The following is a 15,917-nucleotide window of genomic DNA, read 5'->3' on the forward strand; positions in this document are numbered from 1 at the left end:
GCAGGCCCTTCAAATCTGATAATTTTTCTTTCGGATTAGACAATCCGAGATAAATTCTCGATTTGAGAGGGATTTCAGGCCCAAACAAAGTGAAAATCACATGCTCGTTTAATGTGACAATCTACAGCTGATCTTTCAAAAGATACAAAGCAGATGGTTCAGTAATGTTTAAATAGCAGCTGGTAAGAATCTGCACCGACACATTATTTTCAATCGCTTTTTGGAGTTCGGGCAGCAGCAGGCGCACTCCTGATTCCATCACAAAAGAGACCACCTTTTTGATCTGGTCAGCCTGAGCTATAGATGCCCGCAGTTTGTCTATTAAATGGTTATTAAAGTTTGTGATTACGTTGTCCACACTTAATCACTCCATTTATCCCAGCCTTAGTTTTTATTTCTCTTCAATTTTAGAAAATACCTTTAAGAATATATCCGGAATTTTCCTGCAGTAAAAAGAGACCCAGCTGAGAAAGATATCTCCGCTGGGATAACATCCACACGCCGCTGGCTCCATTCATCGGCTCGGTAAACATACCAGGCACACAGTGCAATAATCATGCTGAGCTTGCCTTAACGCCAGCAAATATCTACGCCGTCTTATCAACATCCAAAGAATCCAAATGGAGTAAAAGTCGCTGCAAGGCATCCCTAAAGGACGTCTTGGTAATCTTCAACTCGCCTGTATGAGTACGGATTGCCTCCACATGGGGATACCCCTGTTCTTGCTGCAGCATTGTCAATAGGCTGCTGTGATCCCCCAACGCCACTACTTTATGAGCAACCGGTCCAAGCAGAATTCCGCTGTATGGGGACCGGTACTGTATTTCTTTGAAGTTAAACCGCTTATTTTGCTCATAATCAGTCATTAACACAAGCTGGTCTTTTTCCAGACCTAACTTTTTCGCAATACCCAGCAGTTTGTTGTTTGGAACTTGACTGGCACCAAATACTAAAATCTTATGTTTGCGGCTTTTAGTTGGAACAGGCTGAACATTTACATGAGACTCAGCCACAGCATCATCCTTATTTGTAAGCTGATTTTTCAACCTTTCAACTTCAGATTCTAGCTCGCTAATCCTTATCTGCTGTCTGGAAACAAACTCCGATATCTGGGCAAGCTGTTTAACCAGCGGTGACAGATTAGACCGGGTAAACTCATCCATACAGCAGCTTGCTAAATCGTACCACTCACTGCCTAAATCATCTATATAGTCCTCGATAAACGGTTCGAGACGATTGATTACATTGAAAGTTTCATCCTGGGGAGCTCGGTTCTCCTCCAGATAATCCCGAACATTTACCAGAAAGTCCCGAATTACAGACAGCTGATGCTCATATTCCACCTGAGTTTGATCCGGATTGATTTTATCCACATACTCAAAAAACAGTTCAGGTCTTCTTAGTAAAACTCCCATATTTAGCTTATAGAGTGTTACCGCAGAATACTGAAATACCCAGTTTGGCAGCTGCCCCTCAAACTCAAGCTCTCTTAAATGGAGTAAATCATTAGAGGCATCTTGGTAATGTTTGTACTTAAATTTCAGCTGAGCTCGCATCAGACTGGCATCAAAAAATAAGTTTGCATCTTTTTCATAAGTTAATCCTAGATCTGCTGCAGTATCCAACCGCTGCATAATCAGCTGATCATGCTCAAAATCCTGATTAAAATGTTCACTTATGCATTTTGCTGACCAGTATGCTTCCTCCCATGTCCTGACTAACGTATTATCTAAAATAAATTGTTTAAGCTGCTGCTTAAGGTTCTGATCCAGTTCTTGGTTTATGCTTTCACGGCACACAGCTGCCAAATTCATAATTCCAGCCTCCTATGCTTTAGTCACGAAAAAGCTCCTCCTCTAACTTGTGCCAAGCTTTAGGACTAAGTTTATAGAAAGAATAAAATCGATCATCATTAGTCAGCACATCATCATAGAACTCATTACAATCAAGCGCCAGCTCAACTGCCAATTCCGGAGTTTTAGTCAGCAAATAATTGTCTTTGATCTCAATTAAATAATCATGCGGAATAAAATGCTTATAAAGCCAATAAGGCTTGTACAGCTCATTGTTAATATCAATTATCCGGTCAATTGCTTCTGCCAACAGTTTTCTATTTTTATACATGTTTTTGTTAATAAACTTAAGCAGTTTATACTGTAGATTCCGTGATACCTCCGCATCTTCTGCTTCAGACTCCGTAATCGCCAATGGATAACAACTTACTTCAGCAATATTTTCCTTGTAAGAACGGTAACCTAAAAAAGCATCGGAACTCGCGGCTTGATTGATCAACTCAGAATGTCTGGTGAAATAGAGAGCAATTTGATCACAGTATCTGTTTAACAGAGGATTGCTTTTAATTTCTCTACTGAATACACCCACTCCATTTAAAGCGCTGTATAGAATCCAAACTAAGCTGTGTTCATCAGGTGCCAAATCAAATGATTCGAGATTCTTTTCTAATGCGCTATAATCACTGAAGTGAGGAGTTTTAACAAACAGCATTAATGCCCGCAGCATCGCAGATGTCTGCTGACTGCCATCTGCTTTGGCAGTTAATACATCGCTGATTCGTTTTTTATCAGTGAGAATAGCATTCTTTATAAATTCTATTCGTCGAAAATAATAGTCGCCTTGATCGAACTCTCTGCTTTTTGCTGCTAAATTGGTCAGAAAAGCATGAGCATCAAAGTACACCATCCGTTTTGTCCTAATCAGCATCTGAAGCGCCAAAAGAAACAGGCATGCTTCCTGATAAACCTCAGGTATAACAAGCTCCTTCAGTTTACTGCATGCTTGGATGTATGGCTTGTCTACGCAGGACAACACTGCATCCAGTTGATGCAGAAGACTGGCCTTGTTTTCTTGATTCAGATACTCCAAAATTCGCTGGGATCCGAATTTACCATAGGTACCTTCGAGAAATTCTTTAAATCCATCGATGTTAAAATCACTTGCTGTCCTAACAAGTTTAAATACTCCAGGATCAAGGTTAAGTGAGTAGCGGGAAACATACCCTCGGCTTTTCGCCAGAACAGCTAAGACAATCGCTTTGATACGGTTACGCTTTTCTATATCTGCAAATAGATCAGAGGTTTTTATTCCCTTTTCCGATAACTTGGCGTCTATCTTTTCCGCCAGAGCCTGCAATTCGAGTCTGATCGTTCCATCAAAAAGCTCTGGGCTGACAAAAAACAGGTCATAGGGATAGCAGATGTTCCTCATCTCAAAGTCAAGACGACGGCATTCTTCTTCGCTGCGGAAATGAATCCCCCGTACAAAACTAAAAGGAATATATCCGAACACCCACGCTTGTTTATGAACATTGGGATCGAAATCCGCTAGGCTGCCCTCCTCAATCTGATCATCAAACTTTATCAGCAGCGCCGGACATGCAGTCTGTGTCTCTTCTGAGAACTCTAGTTCAACGCAGATAGGATAGAGAGTTTCATTTGATGAGTTTAAGATCAACCCCTGATCGGCCAATGGATCAAGACCAATAAAAAACCCAGCCGGATGATAAGAGCTTTGACTAATTTCAATGTTATCAGTTCCAATTGCTCCATCGCATACCAAAGCATCAAGAGATAAGTAGGAGCGAATTGTTATGTTGTTGGTAAACAGGTAGTAATACTTCGGTCCGCTTTCTTTCGGAAGCAATTTAAGTTGAATCATTGGTGTTACCTCCACTGTATCTAAATGCTTCCCATAACTAAAATGGCAGCTCGTTAAACTCAACTACTGTGTTGTCGATGACATCAAATATCTCCGAATTCTGCTTGAGTGTTGTAAGTACAAAGGAGTCTGTTTCTCGAGTATATAAAAAAGTAAGATTCGTTTTTGCTCTGGTAATAGCCACATAAATGCGGCGTTTTTCTCGATCTTGAGCATGCTCTGAAAAAGCATCTACCTCAGGAAGAAAAACCGCATCGAACTCCAGCCCCTTAGCTGTTAGGTATGACATAATCTTAATGCCAGTTTGCTTAAAACTCAAACTGTAATCAACTTGTTCGTCACGGGTATAAATCTGAATTGGAACATCGGTTTTCCGCTGCAATCCCTGTTTGTACATTGACAGCTTCTCTTTAATATTTTTAGGAGGCAGCAGCACGCCGACATGCAGTCCACGGTTGTTCTCTGCAAAATTAGCAATCGTATCCAGCACATCATCGCGATCTTGGCATTTAATCAACCGTGGTTTGGGACCAGCTTTCTTTGTAGGTTTTGGAAACTGTTTCTTAGTTCCATAAAAAAAGAGCTCCGCTACCTTTGAAATCTGCTCAGTACTGCGGTAATTTCTCGTTAAATAATAAACTCTGCCCAGGGCATCCATAGCGTCAATCCAGTCATCCTCTGTAGAACCATGATTCGATATCTCCTGCTGAGGATCACCAAATACGGTCATCGCTTTAGCTGTTTTGTTAAGGATCCGCAGCAGCTCTACCGGGAAATCTTGAATCTCATCAAGAATAAGAAAATCTAGTTCTGGTTTGGGAGTCAGCTTTGCACTTACCTTATTCCAATCCGGGCGATAAGGTCGAACCTCGGGTACAGACTCACCTGTTTTTTCGTAGTAGTACGAATAAAACCAAGAATGCCATGTATTCACTGACTTATCCGGCAGATTCATCTCCTCTGCAGCATCCTGCATATACTGGTGCAGAGTTCTGTTGTAGACTAAAAAAGTGATCTTGCCTTCTGGGTTCTCCTTTCTCCACCTCGAAGCACGATATAGCGCTAATACCGTTTTACCAGTCCCAGGACCACCACTTATAACATAGCGACCGGAAGTGGGCAAGTTTACAATTGGCACCTGCTCATCTCTACTCAGCTCTTCCCAGGAGGGCAAATTTATCCCCACAGCTTCACCCCTATTCAAGATTTAATGATTTAGCATTCAGAGTTAATAATTAGATAAAGTCCAAAAAATTCCTGCATTTTTCTGCGATTGACCTAAATATTCTGACAATGAACCATATATAATTAAAAGATGCCTCCGTTAGGAAAGCATCTTTCAGTATTTCGTGTTCTAAACCTTAAACTGCCGCACTAAATCATTGAGATTTTGAGATAACTGACTCAGCTGATCGGTAGCCGAAGCCACTTCTTCGGACATTGCCGTCTGCTCCTGTGATGCCGCAGTTATTTCCTCAATACTGGAAGCCATCTGCTGTGCAGCACTTAAGATCTGCTCAAACTGCTGGTTTAGCTTTTGAATCACTTCATCAATTTCGAAGAAACGGCTGCCTACTGTTTGGATTACCTCAGAACCTTCCGCAACAGCACCCTCGCTGACTTGCATCAGACTGACCGCATCCTGAGAAACATTTTGAATGGAAACAAGGAGTTTCTGGATGTCACTGGTGGCTTTAGCCGACTGCTCAGCTAGTTTCCGCACTTCATCTGCCACAACGGCAAAACCTAAGCCTGCTTCACCGGCTCGAGCCGCTTCGATAGTCGCATTTAGGGCTAACAGATTAGTCTGATCAGCAAAGCTGTTGATCAGTGCTAATACGCGATTGATTTCCTGCGCTTGATCGTGGAGCGCTTTCAGGGATTCGCCTACACGCTTAGATGACTCGGCAATGTTGCTCATCTGCTCGGTGACCAGAGCCGCGCCTCTGCTCCCTTCTGCGGTCTGTCTTGCTGTATCATCTGAGCTTTGCGAAATAAGTTCAATATCAGAGACGACCTTTTGAACGGCTGCAGCTACTTCATTTAACGTTGCAGATGTCTGCTCAGCGCTGGCCGCTGATTCCTCACAGTTAGCGTTCAACTGAGAGGCAGAGGTGTTGATGTGTCCAACCGCGTCATTGACAGCGCCAATCAGCTCCCGAAGATTTCTCGTCATGGTGCGAAGGGCATCCCCAAGCTGCCCAATCTCATCATTTCCGGTTGTATCGATCTCGATAGTAAGATCACCAGCGGCAATCTGCTGGACCTGGTCCTTAAACTTAATGAGTGGATTAACTATGTACTGAGCGACCATGAATGAGATTACAACTCCAATTAGCACAGCAATGCCGGTAATGATAATGCTCTCATTCCTAAGCTTAGTTGCCGGTGCAATAATGTCAGCGGTATCAGCGGTCATAGCGATTGACCAGCCAACAACAGGGATCGGTGCATAAGCCAACCCTTTGCTCACACCATTAAAATGGTAGAATCCTAAACCTGAGTTCCCTTTCTTCATCTCCTCTGCCAAGCTGCTAAGCTCATCATGACCGATAAAAACATCCTGGTTTCCCAAGTACCGCTCATCAGGGTGAGCAACAGTGTTTCCTTCCGCATCAATGATCCAGCCATAGCCGTAGCCGCTGATCTTCATCTCCTGCACGAGTGTCTGCAGATGATCGAGCAAGAGCGTAACGCCCAGCACACCAACAATTTCACCACTTCTCTCAATGGGCTGAGCAACTACCACGGTGTTTGCACCTGAGAAGCGGCTCATCATCGGTTGAGAGTAGGTAATTCTTCCGGTTTTAACCGCTTCTTGGAAATAGTTCCGGTCGCGGATGGATACCACTTCACCAGTTGATGAGCGAGCCTGACCGTTTAAATCGGAGATGAAAATCGCTTCAATGTCATCCTCTTCAGCGATAATCTCATTAAGCAGCGGCAGCTGGTCCTGCCAGTTCATATTTCTTATCACATCATTTAAAACCAGCACCGACAGCTTATCACCTTTACCGCGAATCCACGTGTCAATAATCTGGGCATACTGCCTGGCTTCGTTAGTAGCTGCACTTGAAACCAGGTCCTCAATGTTGGTCTTTGACTGAAAATACACTACCAAGGATTGACCTAATAAAACAACCAGAATCATGATTACCACAATTAAGCAGAGACGCGTCTTTATGCTCATTTTCTCAACTGCCCCCTAAGTTGATTTCGCACCTAAATTGTTGCATAGGCAACTATTGCCTATGCAACATCTACCCATTTTGTTAAAGCTTAAGGTTTTTCAGAAACGTCTGTGCCGCGAAATGCAGCTACCAATCTGTGAGCCAGCTCAACAAAACCCTTGATAACCTGAGAATCAATGCTTTTGACTCTACAGTGCGTATGCGGACAATCAGCCAACAGCTCAATCGTCTTTCTTCCCTGTTCAGTTGGTGAATAAACACATTTCTTGGTGTCATCCCCAGTATCTCTTGCAATTAAGCCATCGGCTTCCAATGACTCCATGACCTGAACATACTCATCCTTGGGACGGGCAGTAAGTCTAGCAAGCTCAATCAGAGTAATTTCACCAAATTTAACTGCAATCCACAAAGCTTTAAGTTCCATCAGTGATACACCTAGGCGTACAGCCTGCTTAGCCAGGCAGTGATCTACTTCATTTTTAACCAAGTACGACGCAAATGATAATTCAAATAAATCTGCCGGATAGACCACCCTTATCCCTCCCTTCAGACTGCAAAAGCTGTCTACTGTTTCAACACCTCATCAATCAGCGTCAAGGATTTCGTCATCTTGGATACATAATCCTCACCTTCGAGTTTTGAAACTAACTTCAGCAGCAGATCAAACAGTGTTTTCTGTTCACCATCAGGTAAACTTCGAAAAGCCGTTAGAAAAACAGAGTGGAGACGGTGAGCCCCGCCCAAACTCTTCCGGATTTTATGCCCTTCTTCACTTAGTTCGAAAGTGAAAGACCGGCGATCACTTCCTGCCTTCCGAATAATTAAGCCGTTTTCTTCAAGGGAATAGATGCACTTGGAGATCGTGCCTTTATCTCGCTGCAGCCGGGAGGCAACATCAGAAACTGTGCTGGAATCAGACAGCCATACAGCCCACAGCACCATTTCTTCTGTAACTGTTAATCCCTGATCAGCTGCCGCTTTTGTCCAAGACTCGTATATGCTGTCCCACAATAACCGCAGACAGAAAACTACAGTAAGATACCGAGTTTCCTTTGAGTCATCCATCCTTCAGCCTCCAATAAAAAGCCACTTTTTGGCATAATTCAATCTTCGACACAAGCCGCATTTATCCTGTTAGCCACTGAATTTTGAATTATTAAACCCCGACAGATTGATTGCGCCGGGGTTTTACCAAAACTAACTCCTTCTTAATGCTTTTACTACCGCTTCTGCATAATCTCCCCAGTTCCCTAACGCATAATCCTGATGACGATACAAGGGAATTAACTTCCTTTCAAGCAGATTCTGGTTTGGTTCAATAAAGGTGCAGTTGCGGTAATAATCCACGTTGCGTGTGCGCCAAGTGTGGACATCAGGTGCTAACGCCTTCAGAATAATCTCAGCTGTTACCAAAACTGGCGTATCTACTGAAAGCTGAGGATGCGAATCTAACTCCTCTTTTAGGTAAGGTATCCAGTGGGAAGCGGCTCGCAGCCAAGTCCTTGGGGGAAGTTTACTAGTTTCACGGACGAAATAGTTGCGGCAGACATTTTGCACAAATATTTCATCTAATTCAAGTCCAATTACATCTAAATTGGCTTTGATCAGGCTAAAGTACTGAGAATTATGGTCTTCCAAACCAAATGCATATGCAAATCTTTGATCAGATCGATTGCTGGGATCCGCGCCTAACACAATCGCTCTTATCTTCCCGGACCCGCAATATGCTTTAGGCCATTTATCTTCATCAAGATACAAATCTGCAAATTCAGCTTTGAGGATCTGCTTCAGCTCATTGTAAGGCATTAATTTACCTCCGAATCTATTCCATGTTTCAATGATTGCTACAATCCATTTTCATAGCTGTAACTACTTCTCGACTCAAGCGGAAACCCCTCTCTTTTTAGTCAAGGGCGGCTCGTAAATTGGCGGCAAAATCGGCAAGCTGCGCGGCAGCCTCTGCCGTGGTTCCAGCCTTTTCGATCATCTCCACTAAGACACTGCCGAAGATCACTCCATCCACCAGATCTTTGATCCCAGCAGCCATCGCTGCGTTTCCGATGCCAAAGCCAAGGCAGACAGGCAGCTTAGTTGCCGCTCTAATCTGACCAATAAAGCTTGATAAATCCTTAGAAAAACGGCTGCGCACCCCGGTGACACCTCTCGATGAAATAGCATAAACAAAGCCCCCTGCTCCCGCCACAACCTTGCCAATCCGCTCCCGGGATGTAGGCGCCACCAGGGGAATCAGATCTACCGGATAGTCTCCAGCTCTCAATATCTGCCTGAACTCCGCCCGCTCTTCCAGAGGAAGATCGGGAATGATGAGTCCCGCCACTCCAACCTCAGCGCATTTCGCCGCAAATGCCTCCATCCCATATTTATAAACCGGGTTGAAATAGACCAGCAGCACAATGGGCGTCCTAATCTTTCCCTGAAAGGACTGGACTAGGTCAAAGATTTTGGTCATAGTGGTTCCTGCTGCCAGAGCCCGCCCGGTTGCCCGCTGAATCACCGGACCATCGGCCAAGGGATCAGAGTAAGGCACGCCTAATTCAATAATATCCACCCCAGCCCGATCCAAGGCAGATACAAACTCAGCCGTTGCTGCAAGGTTAGGATCACCGGCAGTGATGTATGGGATCACAGCCTTCTTTCCCTGCTCTTTTAGCCTATCAAACACCTGCCCAATCTTCATACCAGGCCCTCCTTCTTTAGAGCTGCCGCTGCAGTATAGACATCCTTATCACCACGTCCCGAAAGGTTTACCACAATCAGCTCATCCTTGTTTGTTTTTGGCGCCAGCTTCTGGACAAAGGCCACCGCATGGGCACTTTCCAAAGCGGGGATAATCCCCTCTGTTTCCGCCAAGAGCTGAAACGCATCCAGCGCTTCCCGATCGGTTACAGCTGCATACTGGGATCTGCCTATGTGATGCAGGTAAGCATGCTCTGGACCCACACCCGGGTAGTCCAGCCCGGCTGATATTGAATGGACCGGCAGGATCTGGCCTTCTTCATCCTGCAGCAGATAGGTCATCATGCCGTGGATGACCCCTGGAGTGCCCCGGCTGATCGAGGCGGCATGCTTGTAGGTATCCAAACCCAGCCCCGCGGCTTCCACACCATACAGCTGCACCTCAGGATCATTGACAAACGGATAGAACAAGCCCATGGCATTGCTGCCCCCGCCAACGCAGGCCACCAGATGATCCGGAAGGCGCCCTTCCCCAGCCAGCATCTGCCTCCGCACTTCATCCCCGATAATCCGCTGAAAATCCCGGACCATGGCGGGATAAGGATGGGGTCCAACTACCGATCCGATTACGTAGAAGGTATTATCTACATTGGCAACCCAGTCCCGAATCGCCTCATTGGTGGCATCCTTCAGGGTTTTGGTGCCGGACTCCACCGCATTTACCTTGGCTCCCAACAGCTCCATTCGAAACACATTTAATTCCTGGCGCTTAACATCTTCCGCTCCCATATAGACTTCACAGACCAGATTCATCATGGCGCATACGGTGGCGGTGGCCACTCCATGCTGACCGGCTCCGGTTTCAGCAATGATCCGTGTTTTCCCCATTCTTTTAGCCAGCAGCACCTGACCAATCACATTGTTGATCTTGTGGGCACCGGTGTGGTTCAGATCCTCCCGCTTCAGATAGATTTTGCCCCCACCGAGAGCTTTTGTGAGATTGGCGGCAAAATACAGGGGAGTTGGTCTTCCAGAGTACTCTTGAAGATAGTAGTGATACTCAGACCAAAATTCGCCGTCTTCAAGGCAGCGCTCATACTCCCGCTCCAGTTCAATCAGGGCATGCATGAGAGTTTCGGGAACATACTGCCCGCCAAACATACCGTACCGGCCCACTTTAAATGCTGTACTCATATGATCCCCTCACTTTCTCGATAAACAGTTGAATTTTGTGAAAATCCTTAATGCCATCGGTCTCAACGCCACTGCTCACATCCACGGCAAAGGGCCTGACGGCGGCAATTGCCTGAAGCACGTTATCTGGGTTGAGCCCTCCTGCCAGAATCAGAGGATAAGGCAGCTCCAGCCCCTTCACCAGCCGCCAATCGAAGGTTCTTCCTGACCCACCCCTTTCTGAGTCAAGGAGCAGCGCCTCAATGCCATTAAAATCAGCGGCCTGAATCAGAGCGCTCTGATCTCTGATCCGAAGTGCCTTCCAAATCGGCTTACTAAAGCTCTGCCAGTAAGCGCTTGTTTCACGGCCGTGAAACTGGAGAATATCCAGATTGCACCGAACCGCAGCATCTTGAACAAAACTCGGCGGCGCATTTACAAACACCCCCACCTTTTTCATGGCCGGCGCCAGGTCCTGAGCCATCCGTTCCGCTTCAGCCACACTTACCCGGCGCCTGCTTTCCGCAAAGACAAAGCCGGCGTAATCAGGGAGGAGTTGGTTGACAAAATCCACGTCCTGCTTGCGGGATAATCCGCAGATCTTGACTTTAACCCTGCTCGTACTCATCCAGCTCACCTCTAAGTTCCCTAAACTTTTGGGAAATATCTGCTGCCCGCATCAGGCTTTCACCAATCAGCACCCCATCGACTCCCGCAGCCTCCAGCAGCTCCATATCGGAGCGGGTGTGGACCCCACTTTCACTGATCACCACTATGTCCTTGGGGATAAAAGAGGCAAGTTCCAGAGTTACCTCCAGATTGGTCTCGAAAGTATGGAGATTGCGGTTGTTAATGCCCACAAAATCTGCCCCAGCTTCCAAAGCCATATCCAGTTCCGTTTGATTGTGGACCTCCACCAGACACTGGAGCTTAAGCTCTTTGGCAAGCTTGATAAAATCCACCAACTCTCCAAGGCTTAGCACCGCTGCGATCAGGAGAATGCAGTCGGCTCCCAGCAGCTTAGCTTCCAGAATCTGGTAGGGATCGATAATGAAATCTTTGCGCAGAATGGGAAGGGAGACTACTGCCCCAATCTCGGGCAGGTACTCATCCTTCCCTAAGAAATACTTGGGTTCAGTTAAAACCGAAATTCCCGCAGCCTTATTGGCGGCATACTCCTTGGCAATGGCACTAGGATCAAAATCCTGGCAGATGATCCCCTTAGACGGCGAAGCCTGCTTCACTTCGGCAATTATCCCTAATCCTGGAGCAGAACTTATGGCCGCTTTCAAATCCCGGCATGGGTTCAACCTGGTTCGATCCACTGCAGCCAGATCCAAAGGCCAGCTTTTCTTTAACGCACCAACAGTTCTTTTTCGATCAGCTATAATCCGCTCCAGCATCATGACACCCTCAACTCCCGGGAGATTTCGATCCAATTCACCAGCGTTTGATACGCCTCCCCACTGTCAATGATTTCTGCCGCCAATTCAACACCTTCCCGCAAGTTTGCTGCCTTTTTGCCAACATAGAGGGCGGCTGCTGCATTGAGAAGGACAATATCCCGCTTTGGCCCCTCTGCTCCTCGGAGAAGGTTGAGGATAATCTGGGCATTGATTTCAGCACTGCCCCCTTTAAGCTCATCCTTGTGGGCATAGCTGATCCCAAGTTGAGGCGGCTCGATCAAGTACGTCTCTACTGTTCCATCCTTCAATTCTGTAACTTTGGTCGGGCTGGTGGTGGTAATCTCATCTAAGCCGTCCAACCCGTGAACCACCAAGGTCCGCTCGCAGCCGAGGGCCTGTAAGGCCTGAGCCATTGTTTCGGTAAATTCCGCCGCATAAACTCCCAGCACCTGACCTTTTACCTGCGCTGGATTGGTGAGTGGGCCCAACACATTGAAGATGGTCCGCACCCCCAGCTCCCGCCGCGGCTGAACCACATTGCCCATGGCCAGGTGAAACCTGGGCGCAAACATAAACCCGATCTTCACCTCACGCACGCACTCCTCCACTTCATGGGGGCCAAGATCAATGGCCACACCCAGCTGTTCCAAGACATCGGCACTGCCGCACTTGCTGGAAACTCCCCTATTGCCGTGCTTATAAACAGGAACCCCTGCTGCTGCCGCTACCAAAGCTACCGCTGTGGAGATATTGAAAGTGTGGGCTCCATCACCTCCAGTGCCGCAGGTGTCGATCGCATAGAGATCCTGCGTATTAACTGCCACAGCTTTATCCCGCATCACTCTTGCTCCACCGGCGATCTCAGCGCTGGTTTCTCCTTTCACACGCAGTCCCATGAGCAGGGCTCCCACTTGAGCTGGCGTCAGTTCGCCATCCATGATCTTGGTCATCATGACAGCCATCTCGTCTTCACTCAGATTCTCTTTGTTGGCAAGCTTGTTGAGGATTTCAGGCAGCAAAGGATTCACCTCCAATCAATTTCTGGTTGATAAAGCAGTGATTGTCAACGATGGCAATCATGCTGGATTCACCTCCACTGGTTGGATGGACTCCAGCAGAGCTTTGGCTTTGCGGAGTGTTTCCTCGTACTCCTTTTCTGGATCGGAGTCCATGACGATACCTGCTCCCGCCTGCGCGAAGGCCAGTTTATCTTTGAACACAATGGTGCGGATAGCAATACACAGATCGAGATTGCCGTTAAAACCAAGGCAGCCAACAGCGCCAGCATAAACGCCCCGTTTTTCCTTTTCCAGCTCAGCAATGATTTCCATGGCTCGCGCCTTAGGTGCTCCCGAAACTGTTCCCGCGGGCAGGCAGGCCTTAAGAGCATCGTACATGGTGGCATCTTTCCTTAATCTGCCGGCTACAGTGGTTACCAAGTGCATCACGTGGGAGTACTTTTCCACACGCATGAAGTCCCGGACTTCCACCGTGCCCAACTCCGCCACTTTACCGATATCGTCGCGTCCTAAGTCCACCAGCATCAAATGCTCAGCAGCCTCTTTCTCATCCCGGAGCAGTTCTTCAGCGTACTCCTGATCCTCGGCGGCTGTCCTGCCCCGCGGCCGGGTACCGGCAATGGGACAGGTTTCCACGAGGCTGTCTGTCACCTTAACCAAAAGCTCCGGCGATGCCCCCACCAGCTGATACTCCCCGAAGTTGATGTAGAACAGATATGGTGAAGGATTAAGGGATCTAAGCACCCGGTAGGCATGGAAGGGATCCACTACCGCTGGTAGAGTAAACCGCTGAGACAAGACAATTTGGTGTACTTCTCCCGCTTCGATCAGCTTCTTCACCTCACTAACCTTTTTAATAAAGCTTTCTCTGCTTTCCGTGCTGAAGGACCAGTTAGATTCACTATCAACCACCAGGCACTGGTCATCTGCAAAAGCACACTTTTGGGATCCAACGTTTGCGTTGATAATCTCTTCCTGAACTTCCCGAAGCCGCGCTGCTGCTCTGCGGTAGTTCGCCTCCGGGTTGGCAGCTCCCGGTACATTAACTATCACGATAATTCGCTGCTTCACATGGTCATACACCACCACTTCATCAGTGACAAGCAGGTGAATGTGGGGCATGCCCAGGGGATCGGGTTGATCGGCTGCAGCGCTGCTCACCTTGTAGAAACTTCGCGCCGCATCATAAGCGAAGTAGCCCACAGCTCCACCGGGGAAATCTGGTAACCCCTCGATTTTAGCAGCAGTATATTCCGCCATGATCTCCCGGATAATTTCTAAAGTATCGCCTTGCCGCTGCGTTGTTGTGTTGGTATGCCGGTTGACAATGGTTACCACGTTGTCTTTGGCGGTGATGATCAAAAATGGATTACGGCCAATGTAGGAGTAGCGAGCCCAGTGCTTACCGCCCTCCACACTTTCCAGGATATAGCTGTTTTTGCCCCGCCCCAGCTTGAGAAATAAGCTGATCGGCGTCTCCAAATCACCGGTCATCTCCAGAGCAACAGGAACCATAGCCGCAGTGCGGCTTAATCGGGTAAACTCATCGAAACTTGGGTAAATCAACTCGCCAACTCCTTTCTTTTGGATAATAAAAAAAGCATTCCGCCTCCTTTAGAGACGGAATGCATCAATCCGCGGTGCCACTCTAATTAGCCAGCCTTACCACCTAAGCCCAGCTGCATAAAACAAAAAACTTTCATCCTAGTTAGGACGAAAGTTGTCTTCCGCGGTGCCACCTAAGCTTAGACAGCAATCAAGCTGCCTCCCTTTTTCGGGTACCATCATACCCTATCCCTGTAACGGGGGAAATCCGGCCACTGCTACTCCCCTAAGATTTCACAGCGCTTCTCCAGGATCCATTCAATAAGCCCTCCGGACCAGGCTCACACCCACCCTGGCTCGCTGTGCCTTTGCAGCTTACCTACTCGCTCCTGTCATCGAATTTGCACTCTGTTTTTCTGATATTACAAATATATTACTCATGGAACTCGATGTTGTCAATAGTTATTTTGCTGACTTTCGTTAATTTATACCCCTGGTGGCGCCAGCGCCGCTTCAGCCAGTATTTAAGCAACCTTTAATCCTCCTAATCCAGGCCAAGAATCTGAAAGGGGCAGCGCCGCGTACTCTTGGAACAGCGGATGATCTGGCGGCCAAAAAGTGAATGCGATTAAGAACAGTGCATGTGCCACCAAGAAGACTACAGAGATAGCAGTTACGATGTTGGGAAGTTTTCTCGAAAAGTACATCTTGAATACTAAAGCCTGACAGATTATTGTTCCCACTATGTATGACAGGATGTCAACAATCGCTATGGGATCATCTACAAAGCTGGTGTATGTATAGAACACCATGAGAACAAACAGCTGGAGGGACAGAATACCTAAGGCTTTGGCAGCAAAGTAGTTCCTTACTGAATGCCTTATGAACCAGAATTCAATCAATGAGAAAAATACCAGTCCCCAAAAACCCAGTTTGAGATGCTCCCCCACACTCTCATTTACTGGCGCAAACCAGGCAGCAAGAGCGGATTGCCCAGTCCACTCGTACAGAAAATGCAGTATAAATCCGGAAGCGATCACGAACACAGTGCCGGTCACTTCCCAAATAAAAACTCTGCGCCTCTCTCCACTCTCAGCTGCTTTCAAAAAATTCAATTTGGCCAGCCTCCGTTGATGGAATTTATCTCTTTATTATCCTACCCAGATTGGTAATAAAAATTTTCTTGACATAATAAACCGTCTCTTCCTGCA

The 15,917-nt window shown here is 46.9% G+C and carries 15 protein-coding genes and 1 other annotated feature; all 15 genes read right to left on the minus strand.

Annotation, left to right across the window (positions count from 1 at the left end):
- Positions 1-121 precede the first annotated feature (121 nt).
- Positions 122-358, minus strand: a complete 237-nt coding sequence (locus GX019_10120) for a hypothetical protein (GenBank protein HHT37516.1) — start codon at positions 356-358, stop codon at positions 122-124.
- A gap of 229 nt (positions 359-587) precedes the next feature.
- Complete coding sequence (locus GX019_10125; GenBank protein ID HHT37517.1) at positions 588-1,814, minus strand: hypothetical protein; 1,227 nt, start codon at positions 1,812-1,814, stop codon at positions 588-590.
- A gap of 19 nt (positions 1,815-1,833) precedes the next feature.
- Entirely contained in the window at positions 1,834-3,675 is a 1,842-nt protein-coding gene (locus GX019_10130; GenBank protein HHT37518.1) for a hypothetical protein, read from the minus strand.
- A gap of 37 nt (positions 3,676-3,712) precedes the next feature.
- Positions 3,713-4,861: an AAA family ATPase gene (locus GX019_10135; protein HHT37519.1), complete on the minus strand. Its 1,149-nt coding sequence runs from the start codon at positions 4,859-4,861 to the stop codon at positions 3,713-3,715.
- 168 nt (positions 4,862-5,029) lie between these two features.
- Positions 5,030-6,865, minus strand: a complete 1,836-nt coding sequence (locus tag GX019_10140; protein HHT37520.1) for a HAMP domain-containing protein — start codon at positions 6,863-6,865, stop codon at positions 5,030-5,032.
- A gap of 89 nt (positions 6,866-6,954) precedes the next feature.
- Positions 6,955-7,398, minus strand: a complete 444-nt coding sequence (locus GX019_10145; protein ID HHT37521.1) for a hypothetical protein — start codon at positions 7,396-7,398, stop codon at positions 6,955-6,957.
- Between the two features lie 32 nt (positions 7,399-7,430).
- Entirely contained in the window at positions 7,431-7,931 is a 501-nt protein-coding gene (locus GX019_10150) for a winged helix DNA-binding protein (protein HHT37522.1), read from the minus strand.
- A 132-nt stretch (positions 7,932-8,063) separates the two neighbouring features.
- Complete coding sequence (locus GX019_10155; protein ID HHT37523.1) at positions 8,064-8,672, minus strand: hypothetical protein; 609 nt, start codon at positions 8,670-8,672, stop codon at positions 8,064-8,066.
- A gap of 97 nt (positions 8,673-8,769) precedes the next feature.
- Positions 8,770-9,564, minus strand: coding sequence for a tryptophan synthase subunit alpha (locus GX019_10160; protein HHT37524.1), 795 nt, complete (start codon positions 9,562-9,564; stop codon positions 8,770-8,772).
- Positions 9,561-10,757, minus strand: a complete 1,197-nt coding sequence (gene trpB, locus GX019_10165; protein HHT37525.1) for a tryptophan synthase subunit beta — start codon at positions 10,755-10,757, stop codon at positions 9,561-9,563. The genes GX019_10160 and trpB overlap by 4 nt, the downstream gene beginning before the upstream one ends.
- The gene (locus GX019_10170) at positions 10,741-11,364 is read right to left on the minus strand and encodes a phosphoribosylanthranilate isomerase (GenBank protein HHT37526.1); all 624 of its coding nucleotides are present in this window, start codon (positions 11,362-11,364) and stop codon (positions 10,741-10,743) included. Before GX019_10170 ends, trpB begins: the two co-directional genes overlap by 17 nt.
- The gene (gene trpC / locus GX019_10175; GenBank protein HHT37527.1) at positions 11,345-12,142 is read right to left on the minus strand and encodes an indole-3-glycerol phosphate synthase TrpC; all 798 of its coding nucleotides are present in this window, start codon (positions 12,140-12,142) and stop codon (positions 11,345-11,347) included. The genes GX019_10170 and trpC overlap by 20 nt, the downstream gene beginning before the upstream one ends.
- On the minus strand, positions 12,139-13,161 hold the full coding sequence (trpD, locus tag GX019_10180) for an anthranilate phosphoribosyltransferase (protein ID HHT37528.1): 1,023 nt from the start codon (positions 13,159-13,161) through the stop codon (positions 12,139-12,141). Before trpD ends, trpC begins: the two co-directional genes overlap by 4 nt.
- Before the next feature lie 57 nt (positions 13,162-13,218).
- Positions 13,219-14,727, minus strand: a complete 1,509-nt coding sequence (gene trpE, locus GX019_10185) for an anthranilate synthase component I (protein ID HHT37529.1) — start codon at positions 14,725-14,727, stop codon at positions 13,219-13,221.
- A 140-nt stretch (positions 14,728-14,867) separates the two neighbouring features.
- Positions 14,868-15,111: a binding site (T-box leader), on the minus strand.
- 119 nt (positions 15,112-15,230) lie between these two features.
- Positions 15,231-15,821, minus strand: coding sequence for a hypothetical protein (locus GX019_10190; GenBank protein HHT37530.1), 591 nt, complete (start codon positions 15,819-15,821; stop codon positions 15,231-15,233).
- Between the last annotated feature and the right edge of the window lie 96 nt (positions 15,822-15,917).

Source organism: Bacillota bacterium, assembly GCA_012837335.1.
In the GTDB taxonomy this organism is placed as follows: domain Bacteria; phylum Bacillota; class Limnochordia; order Darwinibacteriales; family DTU012; genus DTU012.